Consider the following 17,108-nt stretch of genomic DNA (forward strand, 5'->3'; position numbering starts at 1 on the left):
TCCCGGGCCCGCCGCCCCCCGGCCCTCCCCGTAGCCATCTTTCGGGGGGGGGGGGGGGGGGGGGGGGGCGGGGGGGGGGGGGGGGGGGGGGGGGGGGGCGGGGCCCCCCCCCCCCCCCGCGACGGGACGACACCCCCTCACCCCCTCACCCCCTCACCCCTCACCCGGACGGCCCGGACAGCTGGTGACCCGCCGGAGGCAATGGTGCCGTGGGTACATGCACCGCCGCCCCGCCCCCGCCGCCGTCGCCGTCACCGCGGCCACGCTGCTCACCGCCTCCGCCTGCCTGGCGAGCACGCCGGGGCAGGCCCGGGATCCGCTCGCCGAGCCCGTTTCGACCGGGCCGGGGACCGAGGCCGGCGCCGCCGGGCTCACCGCCGCCCAGGCCCGGTCCGCCCTGATCACCGAGGCCGATCTCGGCGCGCCCTGGGTGCCGTCCGAAGGCGCGGCGACGTGGCGGGACGGCCTGCTGAAGGCGACGACGACCGCCGCGCCCGATTGCCGGCGGCTGCTGGAGGCGCTGTACACCGAGGAACCGCTGGGCCGGCCGTCGGGCAGCCTGGCCGTGTCCGCCCTCGACGACGGCGACGACCAGGCCCAGCTGCGTTACCAGGTCGCCGCCCACCGCCCGGCGGACGTGGACCGCGCGCTCGCCTGGCTGCGGACGCTGCCGGGCACCTGCGGTCAGTTCCTGGCGACGACCACCCGTTCGGGCGTCGAGGCGGTGCAGGTCGAGGAGCTGCCGTTGCCGGCGGTCGGGGACGCCCGCCAGGGTCTGCGGGTGACGGTGACCGGCGAGAGCGACATGAACGGGCAGGCGCCCGTGCTCACCCTGGAGGTCGCCGCCGTCCGGGTCGCGGACGAGGCGATCGTGCTCACCGACGGCGCGCTCGGCGCCGTACCCCCGGACGACAGCACCCGCCGGGCCCTGGAACTCGGCGCCCAGCGCCTGGCCGAGATCCGCGACCGGGCCCGCGCCCAGGCCTGACCGCCGGCCCGCGGTTCAGGCCCGCTCCTCGTGGAACCGCTTGCGGTGGGCGACCACGTCATGGGCCATCTCCAGCGCCGTACGCCCGCAGGCGAAGGCGTGGCCGCGCAGGCGGGCCAGGGCCTCGTCGGCGTCGATCCCCAGCTGGGCCATGATCATGCCGATGGCCTGCTGGATCTCGCTGTGCCCGGCGGCCAGGCCGTCGAGCCAGAAGCCGCCGGCGCGGCCGATCTCCTCCTCGCCCCGGGGCAGCGACATCAGCGCCGTGGTCAGCGCGCTCGCCAGCAGCCGGGCGATGTGCAGGTCGGGGCCGGTCAGTTCGCCGGGGTCGGTGCCGTACAGGTCGAACGTGCCCACGCACACCGCGGAGTCGCCGAGCGGCAGCGAGTACGCCGCGCGGACCCCCGCGCCGGTCGCCTGCTGCGCGTACACCGGCCAGCGCGCCATGTCCTGCCCGGCCGTGAGGTCGCCGGCGAACACCGCGGCGGTGGTCTCGGCGGCGCACACGCACGGTCCCTCGCCCAGCGTGGCCTGCATCTCCGCCACGCCGGCCGCCGTGTCGTCGCTGGCCCCGACCAGCACCGGTACGCCCTCGCTGCGCAGTGACACGCTCGCGCCGGCCACCGGCAGCAGTTCGACCGCGGCCGCGCACAGCCGCTCCGGCAGCTGCTCCGGCGTCGCGCCCCGTACCGCCTCGGCCAGGGCCTCCGCCGGGTCCTTGCGATGCGGCACCGCGCTTCCGGGCACGCCCGGGCGGCGCCGCTCCTCCGGTGCGCCGCCCGAACCGCCGAGACGCGCACCGTCGTCCCTGGGCCGCACCTTCACCGCCTCCTTCAGCCTCGGACCGGCCGTCGTCGAGGGCTCCCGGAGCAGGTCAGCCCGCCCGGGAGGAGTCCCGACTACCCGTGGCGAGGGGGGCGAAACCGCTTTTGCCGCAGCTCAGAGCGGAGGCTGCGCGGGTGCGGGCCCGAGGGTGGTGGTGCCGGGGGCCGTACGGTGTCCCAGCCCCGTCCGGTAGGCGTCCAGGGCGGCCTCCACCCGCCCGGTCCGGCGCAGCAGATCGCCGAGCAGCCGGCACAGGTCGGCGAGGTCACCGGCGGCGCCCGCCCGCTCCAGCAGGCTCAGCGCGCGCACGTAGTGCTCCTCGGCGGCCTCCGTGTCCCGGGCGTCCTCGGCGATGATCCCGAGCAGGCGGTGCGCGGCCGCCGCGTGCACGGCGCCCCGCTCCGACGACAGGTCCCCGAGCACCCCGTGCAGCAGCTCGGCGGCCTCCTGCGACTTGCCGCGCCGGTGCAGGACGTCGGCGAGCTCGACGGCGGCCTGACTGCTGTAGAGGGCGGCGCGGGTGGCGGAGAGCATGGTGAGCGCCTCGCGCAACTCGTGCTCCGCGCGCTCGAGTTCACCGTCCTGGGCGTACACGTAGCCGCGCATCCAGTGGCAGTTGGCGAGTTCGGTACGGATCTGGAGCCGGCGGTACAGCTCGGCCGCCTTGGCCAGGGAGGCGTCGGCCTCGGCGACCCGGCCCTCCGCGAGCAGGGTGCGGGCGACGGAGCGGTGCATCCGGGCGAGCAGCGCGGGGTCCTCGACCTGCGGCGCGAGAGCGAGGGCGAACTCGGCGGCCTGGGCGGCGCGGGCGTGGGCGCCCATGTCCATGTACGGGCCGATGACGCTGGCGTAGAGCAGGAGGAGGGCGTCCGGGTCGTGCAGCCCGCCGCGGTTGAGCTCGTCGACGGCGGACTCCAACAGGTACACGGCGTACCGGAGTTCACCGGCGAGGTAGTGGGCGACGGCGCGGCCGCGCAGGGCGGGCACCCGCACCGGGAGCGGCCCCTGGGCCATCCCCTGCTCGGCCCGCTCGAAGTACTGCCTGGCCTCCACCAGATCGCCGGTCTCCAGGGCGCACTCCCCGAGCCCGAGCAGCGCGGTGGCCTGTTCGCCGGCCAGCCCGTGCGCCTGGGCCTCCGCCAGCAGGACGGCGTACTGGACGGCCGCCTCCTTGGCCTCGCCGGTGGCCAGGGTGCGCTGCGCCTCGGTGAGCCGTAGCCGCAGACCGGTGGCCAGGTGGGGGGAGCGCCCGCTGGCCAGCTCCTCGAAGGTGACGCCGAGCCGGCCCGCGATGTGCCGCAACGCCTCGTCGGAGGCCCGCACCCGCCCTGCCTCGAGCGTCGAGACGTAGGCGGGCGTGTAGGCCGGCTCCGCCAACTGTTTCTGCGTCAGGCCGCGTTCGGCCCGCAGCTGCTGCACCCGTCGCCCGATGGTCTCAGGATCGTCACGTTCCTGCACCCCCAACTCCCCCTAAACCCCTTGCCGTTCGGCTTGGCCAGCCCCTAGGTTAAGCGTCGCATTAAACATGCTTAATACGCCGCTGTTGTTGCGAGGTTGCCGTGCTCGGACGCTCAGCCGCACGCTACGGACGCCCCACCGCACGGTACGCCAGAGGCGTCGCCGCGGCCGTGGTCGCCGTCGTCGCCCTCGTCACGGCGGCGAACGCGGGACCGGCCCGGGCCACGGACGGCACCCCCGCCACACCCTCGGCCCAGCACGCGCCTCGCCGCTAGGCCCGACGCGGCCCTCTGATGGTCACTCAGCTGATTGTCCGGCAGTTTTCCAGGTGCGTGCTGCCGTAGGAGTGACGAAATATCAGATTATCACCTTGAAAGGCTAACTGACCCTCAAGTTCCTTCTGTTTACGGCTATTTCACATGCCGTCAGCCGCCCGGGCCGTCGCCCGGCGTCCCCCGTTCGGAGCCCTGAGAGCGGCCTGTCGATTTGCCCCGATATGACAGTCATCGTGGCGGTTAGTACGTTCAATCACGTGCCGGGAGGCTGTCCCGGCCGGTCTCTCTCAGACAGGAGAAGTTGCATGCTGAAGACCAGCCGCTCCACCGCTGTCACCGCGGGAATCGTGGCCGCCACGGCTCTGGTCGCGGGCGGCATCACCTACGCCTCGGCCGCCTCCGGGCCGGTCGACCAGGCCCCGGTCGTCGAAAAGGCGGAGGCCATGCAGGCGCCCGCTCTCGGTACCGGTACCGGTGCCGACCCGGGAGCAGGAAAGGGCAACGAGGGCACCGGCAACGTGAGCGCCTTCGTGGGCAACGTCGGGGGCAACAGCTTCCAGGGCAAGGGCAACGAGGGCCGCCACGAGGGCCACCACGAGCGCCGCCACGAGGAACACCACGAGGAGGAGGGCCGGATCAAGATCAACGAGCGCAGCTACACCAGCAACCCCGGCGACTGCGTCACCGTGGCACTCGTGGGCACCGCCACGAGCCTGAACATCCGCAACGACAGCCGCAAGACCGTCGAGGTGTTCAACGGGAACGTCTGCGACAACGGCGCTCCCATCACCACGGTCGAACCCCACAGCTCCAGCTTCGGCGTGGTGCCCACCCTCGGGGTGGCCAGCTTCCGGACGATCCGCCACGACAACGACCACGACCGTGACAACGACCACGACCGTGACAACGACCGCGACAACGACCGTGACAACGACAACGACTGGTGACCCTGATGCCTGAGATGGAGCCCCCGGCCCGCCGCAATCGGGCCGGGGTACCCGTCCAGGCCCCCCACCTGGGGCAGTCCGCTCCGGGCGGGAGCCCAGTAGTGACCATTGTCCGGCACTCCGCGTGTCGTGCACGCCCTGTCACCGCCGGACGGGTGACGGACGAACGCCTACCCTGACCCCCATGACCTCCCCCGCCGCCCGCACCGCCCTCGACCTGACCGCCGACCTCCCCGTCCCCTCCCTGGAGGACTTCTACCGGGACCTGCACCGTCACCCGGAGCTGTCCATGGCCGAGCACCGCACCGCCGGCAGGCTCGCCGAACGGTTGCGGACCGCCGGGTTCGAGACGGTCGAGGGGGTCGGGGGGACCGGCGTGGCGGGGGTGCTGCGCAACGGGGACGGACCCGCCGTGCTGCTGCGGGCGGACATGGACGCGCTGCCGGTCCGGGAGGAGACCGGACTGCCGTACGCCTCCGAGGCGGACGGCGTGATGCACGCCTGCGGGCACGATCTGCACGTCACCTGGCTCGCGGGCGCGGCGGCCGCGCTGGCGGACGGGCGGGAGACCTGGTCGGGGACGCTGCTGGTGGTGGGGCAGCCCGCCGAGGAGACCGGGCAGGGCGCGGCCCGCATGGTCGAGGACGGACTGTACGAGCGGTTGGTACGACCGGACGTGCTGCTCGGGCAGCACGCGGCCCCCGGCCCGGCCGGGCTGTACCCGCACTCACCCGGGCTGATCATGTCCGCCTCGACGGACGTGGACATCGTCGTGCACGGGCGGGGCGGGCACGGGTCCCGGCCCGAGGCGACCGTCGATCCCGTGGTGACGGCCGCGTACCTCGTCACCCGGCTCCAGACCGTCGTCGCCCGGGAGACCGCCGCCGCCGAGTCCGCCGTGCTGACGGTCGGCCGGATCGAGGCGGGCACCCGGCACAACATCATCCCGTCCGAGGCGCGCATCGCCCTGAACCTGCGCACCCAGTCCGAGGCGGTGCGGCAGCGCATGCTCGCCGCGATCCGGCGTATCGCGCTCGGCGAGTGCCTGGCCGCCGGGTGCCCGAGGGAACCCGAGGTGACGGTCGGCGCGACCTTCCCGGTGACGGTGAACGACATGGATACCGACCGCCGGGTCGCCGCCGTGCACGGCGAGGTGTTCGGCGCGGCGACCGTGTTCGACCCGGGCCCGGCGATGGGCAGCGAGGACTTCCCCCAGCTCGCGGCGGGCTCGATCCCGTACTCCTACTGGTTGGTGACGACCACTCCGCACCCGGTGTGGGAGGCCGCGGAGGGCGAGGGCATCTGGGACAAGCTCCAGGCCGTGCCGAGCAACCACAGCCCGCACTTCGCGCCCGATCTCTCCACGGTCGCGCCGGGCGTGCGGACGCTGGTCGCCGGAGCCCTGGCTCAATTGTCAGTTGCATGACGTAGCCTGCAAGCGCTTCACTCAGTCGTCACCCACGGCCCACAGGGGACACACATATCAGCGGCCGTGTCGCGTGACGCTCTTCTACTTCCATTCGTTCCGGGGGGTTCGAATCAGCGTGCGTATGCGCACTCGCACGGCCGCCACCACCCTGGCGGTCCTCTTCAGCTCGGCGGCGCTCGCCGCCACTCCGGCGTCCGCCGACTCCACCAAGATCCTGCCGGTCAAGTCGACCGGTGACATCGTTGTGGACGGCGTCCACCAGCGGGTCTTCGTCAGCGACCCGCTCAACGGCAAGATCGTCGTCACGGACTACGCCGGCAACGTCGTCAAGCAGCTGACCACCAACCTGGCCGGCGTCTTCGGCCTGGAACTGTCCGCCGACTCGGGCACGCTCTACGCGGCCGTACGGGACCTGGACGCCATCGCCGTCATCGACACCGCGACGGACACCGAGACCACCCGCTACACAGTGGGCGACAAGCCGCTGAGCGTCGCCCTCGCGGGCGGCAGGCTGTGGTTCGGCTACGGCGGCGCCACCGAGGGCGACATCGGCTCCGTCGACCTGACGAGCGAGCAGCACGAGGTCACCCTGGGCCAGGACAACGGCTGGTACTCCGCACCGATGCTGGACGCGGCGCCGGGCTCCGGCACGCTGATCGCGGGCGCGGTCGGCCAGAGCCCCGTCGAGCTGGCCTCGTACGACGTCTCGTCGGGCACCGCCAGCCGGGTGGCCGGCACCCGCGAGGCCGGTGACAACCTCGGCGACCTCCAGGTCACCCCCGACGGCAAGGACGTCGTGGTGGCCAGCGGCGCACCGTACTACCAGCAGGTGTTCAGGACCTCCGACCTGAACGAGGACGGCAAGTACGTCACCGACGCCTACCCGAACTCGGTGGCCGTCGCGCCCGACGGCACGGTGGCGGCCGGCATCAGCGGCTCGTACGAGCCGGACGTCTACGTCTTCAAGCCGGGCGGCAGCGAGGCGGTCCGCACCTACGACTTCCCCAACACCGGCCAGGGCAGCGGCTCCGACCTGCTGGTCTCCTCCGGCCTTGCCTGGGCGCCGGACGGCTCCCGGCTGTTCGCGGTGAGCAGGAACAGCGAGGGCGTCTACGCGCTGCGCGAGTTCGACGCCCCCGCCAAGGCCGCCACCACCGTCACCGTGGACGCCCCGGCGACGGCCGACCGCGCCAAGAAGCTCACCGTCAAGGGCAAGGTCACCTCCGACGTGGCCCTCCCCGCCGGCGTCAAGCTGACGGTCACCCGCACCGACCTGGACTCCCCGAACGGCAAGGCCCTGCCCTCGGTGACCGCGAAGGCCGACGGCACCTACTCCTTCACCGACACCCCGCCGGCCGGCGGCAAGGTGAAGTACACGGTGGCGTACGCGGGCGACGCCGGCCACGCCGCCGGGAAGGCCTCCGACACCGTCGACGTCTCCCGTGCCAAGCCGGCGCTGTCGGTCGACAACAACGGCAAGGTGTACTCGTACGGCAAGGACGTGAAGTTCACCGCCCACCTCGGTACGACGTACAAGAACCGCACGGTGGAGATCTGGGCCGACCCGTTCGGCTCCGACAAGCCGAACAAGCTGGTCAAGTCGGGAAAGGTCGACTCCCACGGCAACCTGTCGGCCGTCCTGGACCTCAAGCGGGACACCAAGGTCACCGCGAAGTTCGCGGGCGACGCCCGCTACCAGCCGCGGTCGGCGACCAGCACGGTCGGCGCCCAGGTGAGCGTGTCCACCTCGGTCAGCGGCCACTACAAGACGAAGAACACGTGGGGCCACACGTACTACTTCGTCCACAAGTCCAAGAACCCGGTGATCACGACGAAGATGCCGTACTACCCGGGCCGGAAGCAGAAGTTCGAGTTCGAGGTGTACTACCAGGGCGCCTGGCGCGCCGGTGACCCCGAGTACTTCGGCATGGACTCCAACGGCGTCTCGAAGGTGGAGATCACCGGCAACCACAGCCAGGACATCGGCTGGCGGTTCCGGGTCCGCTCCTCGTACATCAACGCCTCCTCCGGTGACACCGTGAACTCCACGACGCACGGCGCCTGGAAGTACCTCACGTTCACCAGCTGAGGCCGGCCGCGGCTCAGCCCTGGGTCTGGAGCTGCCGCAGCTGCTGCTGGACATGGTCCAGCGCGCCCTGTCGGCGTCCCGGCACCCTGAGCCGCAACTCCGCGAGCGCGGGCCCGAGTTCACGGGCCCGCGCCGTGTCGTCGATGCACCCCCACTGATGGTGGGCGCGGTCCACGGCCGCCTCCACCGGGGGCGCGTCCGGCGCCTGCCCGGCGGCCAGCCGGGCCGAGGCGACCGCCAGCCAGGTACGGCAGCTGCGCACCGGGTCGCCCGCGAACATCGCCAGGTCCGCCCGGACCTCCGCCCAGTGCAGCGCGTCCTGCGAACCGGGCCCGTACGCGCGCACGGCGGCCTCCTCGTGGCGCGCGGCCAGGGCGTCGGCGTCGGTGTGCCGGCCGGCCTGGACGGCGGCGCTGATCTCGGCATGCGGATCGGCGGCGCCGAGCCGCCCGGCGGGGGCCAGCACCAGGTCACGGTGGGCGCCCTCGTCGGCGGTCCGGGCCAGCGCCTGCTCGTGCAACTGCTCCAACGGGGGGCGCGAACCGCTGCGCAGCAGTGTCGCCACCGCCTTCATGTACGACGGCGAGGCCACCTGGCGGCGGGGCGGCGGCGGCGCGATGCGGCCGAAGACGGCGTTGTTCCGGCCGGAGTCCAGGGGGGTGCCGTGCAGGTGCTCCCAGGTCTCGGCGTCCGCGTGCAGGTCGACGACCAGGGTGGTCGCGCCGGTGGGGCGCAGCCGCAGTTCCTCGCGGATCCAGTGCCAGGGCAGGGCCGTGTAGCGGACGCTCGCCGGGGTGGTGCGGGCCAGCGCCAGGTGGGGCAGACGCTGGCGACGGTCGAGCTGGAGCTGCCCGGTGACGAAGACGGTCAGCGGGCCGGGGGCGGCCGCGGCGGCGCGCAGCCGGGTGAGGACGGCCTGCGGGTCGAGCGGGTCGGCGAGTTCGACCACGTTGGCGGTGTCGGTGCCGGACAGCACGGCGGGGGCGACGGCCGCGAGGACGGGGAGCACGGAGGCCGCGTCCACCAGGCGCCCCTTGCCCATCGGTGAGGCCGCGAGCAGCAGCACGGTTCCGGGCATCGTCCCCCCTTTGATCGGTCAGGCCGACCGGTCGGCCCTGTGACCGGTCAGAGCAGCACCGTAACCGCTGCGGGTGCAAACGTGGGTGTCAGGCCCGGAAACGTCCCCCCAGCACGACCCCCGCGATGCGCCGTACCGCGAAGATCGTGGTGTCGTCCCCGAGATGGCCGCCACTGTGCCGCAGCACGCCCTCGCGGACCAGGCGGACCAGTCGGCGGGGCCGGACGGTGTCCGGGTCGGCGGCGGTGGCGCGGGCGACCTGGCCGGCGAGGTCGTAGAAGACGTCGTGGCCGTCGCGGGCCTCGGTCACGCCGTCCGTGGTGAGCAGCAGGGTCTCGCCCGGGCCGAAGGGCACCCGGGTGGGCAGCGGCGGGCCGGCGGCGGGGAGGAGCCCGCCGAGACCCAGCGGGAGGCGGTCGCCGCCCGGCAGGGGCCGTACCCCGTGGGGGCCGACCGCGAGCGGGGGTTCGTGGCCGAAGTTGACGACCTCGACGGTGCCGTCGTCCACCAGGGGGAAACCGATCAGCACGGCGGTGGCGAAGCGGTCGCCGTCGTCGCGGCCCAGGGAGATGCTGTGGAAGCGGTGGCGGCCCATGCGTACCTCCAGGTGGGCGGCGACCGTCGCCAGGTCGCCCGCGTGGTAGCCGATCTCCCGGAAGGTGCCGAGCAGCGCGGCCGCCGCCTCCACCGCGGCGAGCCCCTTGCCCTGCACGTCACCGAGGAGGACGCGGGTGCCGTTGGGGCCGGCCTGGATGTCGTAGAAGTCGCCGCCGACGCGGGCCTCGGTGTCGGCGGCCAGGTAGGCGGCGGCGTGCTCCAGGCCGCCCCAGCCCGGCGGCAGCGGGCGCAGCACGGTGCGGCGGGTGGTCTCGGCGATGTCCCGCATGTGCAGCATGCGCCGCTCGCCGCGCAGTCGGACCGCGCAGGCCAGGGTGGCGAGGACGCCGCCGACGACTACCAGGACGGAGTCGGGCCAGCCCACCTTGTACTGGTTGAACCAGACGCTGTCCACGAGCACGTAGTCGACGACCGCGAGCACGGCGAAGGCGGCAGTGCCCCACAGCCCGCAGAGCGCGGCGGCGATCCCGGGCACCAGGACGATCCAGGTGATGATCCGGATGTTCGCGCCGGTGCTGACGTCGACCAGCGTGATCGTGACGAGCAGCAGCAGCGGCACCACCCAGGCGACGCTGTGGCCACGGACCCGCAAGGGCTGTCGTCGGTGCATGGCCTCGCGGTCGGTCACGGTGTGCAGTGCGGCCAGCCCTTCATGACCTCAAGCGAAGCACGGGAGTGGGTGGGCCGCATCCGGGAACCCGGGCCCTTCCTCCGGCTTGCCAGGGTGTTCCCCTGGGGTGTGCCCTGTAAGGCAGGGGCGAGGAGAGAGGAGAGCTCTCATGGCTCACGCCGCACCCACGTCCGGTGAGGTGGCCCGGTACGGCGGCCCGCCCGACGTCTTCAGCGAGCGGACGCATGCGATCACCAGGTGGGCGTTTCCGCTGGTGCTCGCCCTGATCTACGGGTACTGGGCCGCCGCGAACACCCGCTACGGCGGACCCATCACCGGCTGGAACGTCCTGTTCGGCTTCGTGACCGCGATCGTGTTCTTCGCCCTCTACATGGGCGTGCAGGCCGTCGGCCCGCACGTGAAGCGCGAGGTGCACGCGTTCCTGTGGGCGGCCCTGTGGGGCAGCGCGCTCGGTTTCCTGTACAGCCTGAGCGGCCGCGGCCACACCGTGCTGGCGTCCGCGGGGCTGGCCGTGGCGTTCGCCGTCCCCTTGTTCGCGGCGATCTTCTACCGCTACTACACGCACGAGGACGCCGCGGGACACCGGATCAGGTGAACGGACACCGGATCGGGTGATCGGGCACCCGGCCGGGTGTGGGGCCCCGCCCGGCGGCCGGGGCCCCACACCCGTGTCCCGCATCCCCCCGAATGCACCCGTCCGGCTCGCGCACCCCGGTGCCGGGACGTGTCCTGGGAGTGTGTCCCCACGTCCCAGGAGCGCCCTTTCGGCCGTACTGATCGCCCTGTCCTGCCTCCTCGTGCCCGTCGGCACGCTGGGGGCCTGGGCATCGTACGGGCTCGCCGACACGGGCCGGTACGTCACCGCCATGGCGCCGCTCGCCACCGACCCGGACGTGCGTGACGCCGTCGCGGAAACGGTGGCGGACGGCATCATGCGCGAGGTCGACGTGGGCGGACCGGTGCGCGGTGCCGTCCGCCCGTTCGTGCGCGACGCGGTGCGCTCCTTCACCCGGACGCATGCCTTCCGCCTCGCCTGGGACACCGGGAACCGGGCCGCCCACGACGCCGTGCTCCGGGCACTGCGCGACGGACGCGCCGTGCGCGAGCAGCCGGTCACCGTCGACCTCGCCCCCGTCACCGCCCAGGTCAAACGGCAGCTCACCCACGACCACGTGCCGCTGGCCGCCCGCATCCCGGTGGCGCACACCGCGGTGACCGTCCTCCCGGCCGGTGAGCTGGGCCGGCTCCGAAAGGGGTTCCGCATGCTCGAAGTCGCCGGCTTCTGGCTGCCCGTCGCGGCCGTCGTCCTCGCCGCCACCGGGATCCTCGTCGCCGTGCACCGCCGCCGCGCGGTCGCCGCCACCGCCCTCGGCACGGCCCTGGGCGGCGCCCTGCTCGTCCTCGTCCTCACCGTCGGCCGCCGCCTCACCCTCGCCGACCTGCCCGACGACGTCTCCCCGCCGGCGGCGGGCGCCGTCTACGACGCCCTCACCGAGACCCTGCGCACGGCCTCCTGGCTGCTGCTCGTCTGCGGCCTGACGGTGGCACTGACCGCCTGGCTCACCCGGTACGCGGGTCACCTGAGGGCGGCGCTGCGCCCAGGACGCCGACGAGCGTCCGCAACGCCCCCACCGTCACTGGCACCGTCACCAACACCGGCACCGGCACCGACGCGAGCCCGAGCCTGAGCCCGATCGCCCCCGAGCCGACCGTGACACCGCCCGCCCGCCTCACCCGGCGCGCACGTCACCTTTGGGCCGCGCTCCGCCCACGACACCGGCGAGCGCCCGCAACGCCTCCACCAGCTCCGGCTCCGACACCGACGCCAGCCCGAGCCTGACCGCGTCCGGGGTGCGGTTCGGGTCCACGCGGAAGGCCGTACCCGGTGTGACGGCGATCCCGCGGGCCGCCGCGGCGGCGGTGAAGGTGTCGGCGCGCCAGCGTGCGGGCAGCTCCCACCAGGCGAAATAGGCTTGCGGGTCGGACCGTACGGTGAATCCGGCGAGCTCCTCGGCGACCAGCCGCTGCCGTCGCGCGGCGTCCGCCCGTTTGGCCGCCACCAGCCGTGCCACGGTCCCGTCGCCGAGCCACCGCACCGCCGCCTCCAGCGCGAACGCGCCCGCGCTCCAGCCGCCGGACCGGATCGCGGAGGCCACCGCCTCGGCCCGGTCCGGCGGTACGACGGCGAAACCGACGGTGAGGCCCGGGGCGACGCGTTTGGAGAGGCCGTCGACGACGTGGGTGAGGGCGGGGGCGAGGGCGGCGAGCGGGGGTTCGGGGCCCTGGTGCAGGAACGACCAGATGCGGTCCTCCACGACCGGCAGCCCCAGCTCCTGCACGACGGTGGCGAGTTGCCCGCGCCGCTCGGCGCCCATGGTCACCGAGGTCGGGTTGTGCAGGGTCGGCTGGACGTAGAGGGCGGACAGGGGAGCGGTCCGGTGGGCGGCGGCGACGGACCGCGGGCACAGGCCTCCGTCGTCCGCCGCGAGCGGCACCAGGGTGATGCCCAGCCGGGCGGCCATCTCCTTGACCAGCGGATACGTCAGCGGCTCGACGCCGACACGGCCGCCGGGCCGGACCACGGAGGCGAGGGTCGCGGCGATGGCCTGACGGGCGTTGCCGGTGAAGAGGATCCCGGCGGGGTCCGGGCGCCAGGCCCCGGTGCCGAGCAGGGCGGCCACCGCGTCCCGGGCCGCGGCGTGGCCGGTGGCGGCGGCCGGGCGGAGCGCCTCGGTGAGCGCGTCCGGGCGGAGCAGGGAGGCCAGGGCGGGGGCGAGGATCTCCGACTGGCCCGCCGCGGAGGGGTAGTTGAGCTCCAGGTTGACCGATCGGCCGGCGGCGGACGCTTCCGTGAGCGCCCGCCCGGCCGCCTCCGGTCCGGTGGCCGCGCGCACGAATGAGCCGCGTCCGACCTCGCCCACCACCAGTCCGCGCCGCACGAGTTCGGCGTACACGCGCCCGGCCGTCGAGGCGGCGATCCCGCGCCGCCGGGCGAACGTCCGCTGCGGCAGCAGCCGTTGCCCCGGCCGGAGCCGGCCGGCGGCTATCTCGTCGGCGATCCGGTCGGCGAGGTACCGGAAGTCCTCCACAACTCTCCTTGATCCATGGACCCGTGGCATTGCACCGAGGGCAAAGATTTTATTGCACCGAGTAGTTGATCACCCTAGGGTCAGTCACATGACCTCCTTCCTCGCATACGAGGACAAAGGCCCCGAACTTCCGCACGGGCTCCCCCTCGTCCTCGTCCACGGCCACCCCTTCGACCGCACCATGTGGGCCCCGCAGACCGAGGCCTTCGCCGCCTCCCGCCGGGTGATCGCCCCCGACCTGCGCGGCTACGGCGCCTCCCCCGTCGTCCCCGGCGTCACCCCGCTCGCCCGGTTCGCGCGGGACATCGCCGAGCTGCTGGACGAGCTGGGGGTGGAGTCCTTCGTGCTCGCCGGGCTGTCCATGGGCGGGCAGATCGTCATGGACTGCTACCGGCAGTTCCCCGAGCGGATACGGGGCCTGGTCCTCGCCGACACCTTCCCGGCGGCGGAGACCCCGGAGGGCAGACGCACCCGGACCGCCATGGCCGGCCGGCTGCTGCGGGAGGGCATGCGCGGGTACGCCGACGAGGTCCTGGAGAAGATGGTCGCCCCGTACGCCGCACCCGAGGTCAAGGCCCACGTCCACCGCATGATGACGGCCACCCCGCCCGAGGGTGCCGCGGCGGCCCTGCGCGGCCGGGCCGAACGCCCCGACTACCGCGAGCTGCTGACCCGGGTCGGCGTGCCCGCGCTCGTGGTCGTCGGCGCCGACGACGCCTTCACCCCGGTCTCCGACGCCGAGGCGATGCACGCGGCCCTGCCCGACTCGGCCCTGCACGTGATCGAGGGCGCGGCACACATGCCCAACCTGGAACGCCCGGAGGAGTTCAACGAGGTGCTGGGGAGGTTCCTGGCACGGGTGGACGGCAGGCTCGTACCCTCGGGCACGTGACGAACCACCCCGAACGCAGTCGGCTCGGCGCCTGGTGTGCCGGGCTGCTGTGCGCGGGAGTGAGCGTGGTCGTCGGCTGCCGGGTCGCCGACACCGACGGCATCACTCCGGTGCCCCAACTGCTGGCCTTCCTGCCGTGGCTGCTGCTCCCCACCGGGGCGGCCCTGCTGTTCGCGCTCCTCACGCGGTGGTGGACGGGCCTGGTGTGGGGCCTGGCCCTGCTCGGGCTGCTGGCCTGGTTCATCGAGCCGTACGGCAAGGCCGGCAGTACCCCCGGGCAGCCGCTGGCCTCCTTCCGCGTGCTGACCTCGAACGTCGAGTTCGGCCGCGGGACCGGCTCCCTCGTCCCCGCCATCCGCCGCTACAAGCCCGCCCTGGTGTTCGTACAGAGTGCGAGTACACCTGTCAGGTCACGCTCAGGCGGGAGTTCGGCGGCACCTACCCCCACCGACAGGCGGTCGCCGCGGGCGGCTCCAAGGGCTCCCTCATCCTCAGCCGCTACCCGCTGCGCGGCACCGACGGCGTCACCGGCACCATGGGCATGCCCGGCGCCGTCGCCGACGTACGCGGCCACCCCGTACGCCTCCAGCTCGCCCACCCCATGCCCCCGCTCCCCGGACAGCTCGGCGTCTGGCACCGCGAACTGGGCCGCCTGCGCGACTTCGCCGCCGCCGACCGGCACACCCCCACCATCCTGTCCGGTGACTTCAACGCCTCCCAGGACCACGCCGCCTTCCGCCACATCCTCGACACCGGCCTCTCCGACGCGGCCCGCCTGGCCGGAGACGACCGCACACCCAGCTGGCCCTCCCGCACCGCCCGGATCCTCGGCACCCAGATCGACCACGTCCTCGTCTCTCCGGACTTCTCCGCGACCGGCGCCCGCTTCCTCGGCCTCACCGGCACCGACCACCGCGCACTGCTCACCGACCTGACCCTGCACCAGCGGAGTCCATGACGGACGCGCCCCGCATCGCCCGAAGTAGCCCAGCCGGCCCTTGAATTGACGAAACGCTCCTACGGCATCCGCAACGCCGAGTCCCCACGGGCCGTCTCACCACACTGACCCACCCAAAGATCGCCATCCGGGGCCGCTAACCTTACGTGTCCGTCCTGGCCAGGGATCTACGGGCATCAACTCAGCGAAGGGTTGCGCACATGGGCATTCTCACTCTCCTGCGGAACGCGTTCGGCCGGTCACGCAAGGGGCGTACCGCCGAAGCAGAGGGTGCGGACAGCACGCCTTCGCCCCAGCCGACCGCCCCGGAGCCGCAGCCGCAGCCCGAGCCCACGGCCACGGCCACGGCCCGAATCCCCGAGCCCCGCCCGTCCTCCCCCGACGAGCAGGCCACGGAACACGACCTGGTCTCAGCAGCCTTCGACAACGTGACGGTCCCCCACCCGACCGAAGCCGAACTCACCCTGAAGCCGCTTACGGAGCCCACCCCTGAGCCCGTGGCCGAGCCCGAGCCCGAGGTGAAGCCGCAGGCCGAGCCGGAGCCGGCAGCTGCCGCCGACGCAGAACCGGAGCCCGTAGCCGAGGCCGAGGTGCCGGCGGAGCCGGAGGCCGAAGCGGAGCCGGAGGCGAAGACCGAGGTACAGCCGGAGCCCGCAGCGGAAGCAGCCACCGAGCCGGAGGCCGAGGTACCGGCGGAGCCGGAGGCGAAGACCGAGGTAGAGCCGGAGGCTGAGGCGGAGCCCGCCCAGGAGCAGCCGCAGCCCGCGGCCGCCGACGGCGAGGACGCCCCACAGGGGCCACCGGCACCCGACGACGAAACCAGCACGGGTGGTGCGGGTGGGAACACCCCGGCCGAAGGCGAAGCCGAGGCCACACCCCAGCCGACCCCCGAGCCGCAGGCCGAGGCCGAGCCGGACGCCGAGGCCGAGACGCAGCCCCAGCCGGAGGCCACCGCGGCCGCCGACGGCGAGGACGCCCCACAGGGGCCACCGGCACCCGACGACGAAACCAGCACGGGTGGTGCGGGTGGGAACACCCCGGCCGAAGGCGAAGCCGAGGCCGCACCCCAGCCGACCCCCGAGCCGCAGGCCGAGGCCGAGGCCGAGCCGGACGCCGAGACCGAGACGCAGCCCCAGCCGGAGGCCGAGGCTGAGGCCAAGGCCACCCCGGCCATCCCCCTCACCCGCGTGAAGACCCGCGCCCCCGCCCTGCTCACCGCCTACAGGGCAGCAACAGCCACCCTCAAAAAAGCGGAGCTGACCGGCACACGCGCAAAGCTCTACCTCGTCCTCGACCGCTCCGCGAGCATGCGCCCGTACTACAAGGACGGCTCCGCCCAGGCCCTCGCCGAGCAGACCCTCGCCCTCGCCGCCCACCTCGACCCCGAGGCCACGGTCCCGGTCGTCTTCTTCTCCACAGAGCTGGACGGCACCGGCGAGCTCACCCTCACCGACCACGAGAACAAGATCGACGACCTGCACGCAGGGCTCGGCCGCATGGGCCGCACCAGCTACCACGCCGCCGTCGAAGCCGTACTCGCCCTGCACGACAAGACCCCCGACCCCACCGCCCCCGCCCTGGTGGTCTTCCAGACGGACGGCGCCCCCGACGCCAAGACCCCGGCCACCCAGTCCCTCACCGAGGCCGCGAGGACCCACCCCGGCGTCTTCTTCTCCTTCGTCGCCTTCGGCGAGCACGACAACAAGGCGTTCGACTACCTCCGCAAACTGAAGACCGACAACGCGTCGTTCTTCCACGCGGGCCCGACCCCGCGCGAGCTCACCGACGCCGAGCTCTACGAGGGCGTACTGGCGGCCTGGCGCCCGTAGAA

At 73.5% G+C, this 17,108-nt stretch carries 14 protein-coding genes and 1 pseudogene; 10 read left to right on the plus strand and 5 right to left on the minus strand.

The features are described from left to right. Positions 1 to 217 precede the first annotated feature (217 nt). Entirely contained in the window at positions 218 to 988 is a 771-nt protein-coding gene (locus ACFY01_RS21960; RefSeq protein ID WP_390737391.1) for a hypothetical protein, read from the plus strand. Positions 989 to 1,003: 15 nt separating this feature from the next. Here ACFY01_RS21960 and ACFY01_RS21965 read toward each other — a convergent pair whose 3' ends face one another. Together ACFY01_RS21965 and ACFY01_RS21970 are read right to left on the minus strand one after the other, a co-directional pair. Beyond that, positions 1,004 to 1,807 (minus strand): GAF and ANTAR domain-containing protein, encoded by an 804-nt coding sequence (locus ACFY01_RS21965; RefSeq protein WP_390737392.1) that lies wholly within the window; start codon positions 1,805 to 1,807, stop codon positions 1,004 to 1,006. Positions 1,808 to 1,927: 120 nt separating this feature from the next. Next, positions 1,928 to 3,271 (minus strand): helix-turn-helix domain-containing protein, encoded by a 1,344-nt coding sequence (locus tag ACFY01_RS21970; protein WP_390737393.1) that lies wholly within the window; start codon positions 3,269 to 3,271, stop codon positions 1,928 to 1,930. A 101-nt stretch (positions 3,272 to 3,372) separates the two neighbouring features. Here ACFY01_RS21970 and ACFY01_RS21975 point away from each other — a divergent pair, with 101 nt between their 5' ends. From ACFY01_RS21975 to ACFY01_RS21990, 4 genes are all read left to right on the plus strand, one after another. Then, positions 3,373 to 3,546, plus strand: coding sequence for a hypothetical protein (locus ACFY01_RS21975; protein WP_390737394.1), 174 nt, complete (start codon positions 3,373 to 3,375; stop codon positions 3,544 to 3,546). Positions 3,547 to 3,851: 305 nt separating this feature from the next. After that, entirely contained in the window at positions 3,852 to 4,493 is a 642-nt protein-coding gene (locus ACFY01_RS21980; RefSeq protein WP_390737395.1) for a hypothetical protein, read from the plus strand. 184 nt (positions 4,494 to 4,677) lie between these two features. Then, positions 4,678 to 5,919 (plus strand): amidohydrolase, encoded by a 1,242-nt coding sequence (locus tag ACFY01_RS21985; protein ID WP_390737396.1) that lies wholly within the window; start codon positions 4,678 to 4,680, stop codon positions 5,917 to 5,919. Between the two features lie 124 nt (positions 5,920 to 6,043). After that, positions 6,044 to 8,011, plus strand: coding sequence for an Ig-like domain repeat protein (locus tag ACFY01_RS21990; protein ID WP_390737397.1), 1,968 nt, complete (start codon positions 6,044 to 6,046; stop codon positions 8,009 to 8,011). 13 nt (positions 8,012 to 8,024) lie between these two features. Here ACFY01_RS21990 and ACFY01_RS21995 read toward each other — a convergent pair whose 3' ends face one another. After that, positions 8,025 to 9,089 carry a hypothetical protein gene (locus tag ACFY01_RS21995; protein ID WP_390737398.1) on the minus strand — a complete coding sequence of 355 codons (1,065 nt, stop codon included), beginning with the start codon at positions 9,087 to 9,089 and terminating at the stop codon, positions 8,025 to 8,027. Between the two features lie 88 nt (positions 9,090 to 9,177). After that, positions 9,178 to 10,317 (minus strand): PP2C family protein-serine/threonine phosphatase, encoded by a 1,140-nt coding sequence (locus tag ACFY01_RS22000; RefSeq protein ID WP_390737507.1) that lies wholly within the window; start codon positions 10,315 to 10,317, stop codon positions 9,178 to 9,180. Positions 10,318 to 10,486: 169 nt separating this feature from the next. On the opposite strand from ACFY01_RS22000, the gene ACFY01_RS22005 reads away from it, so the two are divergent. Both ACFY01_RS22005 and ACFY01_RS22010 read left to right on the plus strand, forming a co-directional pair. Then, positions 10,487 to 10,933 (plus strand): hypothetical protein, encoded by a 447-nt coding sequence (locus ACFY01_RS22005; RefSeq protein WP_390737399.1) that lies wholly within the window; start codon positions 10,487 to 10,489, stop codon positions 10,931 to 10,933. A gap of 142 nt (positions 10,934 to 11,075) precedes the next feature. Next, entirely contained in the window at positions 11,076 to 12,026 is a 951-nt protein-coding gene (locus ACFY01_RS22010) for a hypothetical protein (RefSeq protein ID WP_390737400.1), read from the plus strand. A 42-nt stretch (positions 12,027 to 12,068) separates the two neighbouring features. Here the strand turns inward: ACFY01_RS22010 and ACFY01_RS22015 are convergent, their stop codons facing one another. Beyond that, entirely contained in the window at positions 12,069 to 13,457 is a 1,389-nt protein-coding gene (locus ACFY01_RS22015) for a PLP-dependent aminotransferase family protein (RefSeq protein ID WP_390737401.1), read from the minus strand. Positions 13,458 to 13,515: 58 nt separating this feature from the next. On the opposite strand from ACFY01_RS22015, the gene ACFY01_RS22020 reads away from it, so the two are divergent. The 3 genes and pseudogenes from ACFY01_RS22020 to ACFY01_RS22030 all read left to right on the plus strand — a co-directional run bounded on the left by ACFY01_RS22020 (position 13,516) and on the right by ACFY01_RS22030 (position 17,106). Further along, positions 13,516 to 14,319, plus strand: a complete 804-nt coding sequence (locus ACFY01_RS22020; protein ID WP_390737402.1) for an alpha/beta fold hydrolase — start codon at positions 13,516 to 13,518, stop codon at positions 14,317 to 14,319. Beyond that, positions 14,316 to 15,277 (plus strand): annotated as a pseudogene (locus tag ACFY01_RS22025) (endonuclease/exonuclease/phosphatase family protein). The gene ACFY01_RS22020 and the pseudogene ACFY01_RS22025 overlap by 4 nt, the downstream one beginning before the upstream one ends. Positions 15,278 to 15,477: 200 nt before the next feature. Continuing rightward, positions 15,478 to 17,106: a VWA domain-containing protein gene (locus ACFY01_RS22030; protein WP_390737403.1), complete on the plus strand. Its 1,629-nt coding sequence runs from the start codon at positions 15,478 to 15,480 to the stop codon at positions 17,104 to 17,106. The last annotated feature ends 2 nt before the right edge of the window (positions 17,107 to 17,108 follow it).

The organism is Streptomyces sp. NPDC001480 (assembly GCF_042894725.1).
GTDB lineage: Bacteria > Actinomycetota > Actinomycetes > Streptomycetales > Streptomycetaceae > Streptomyces.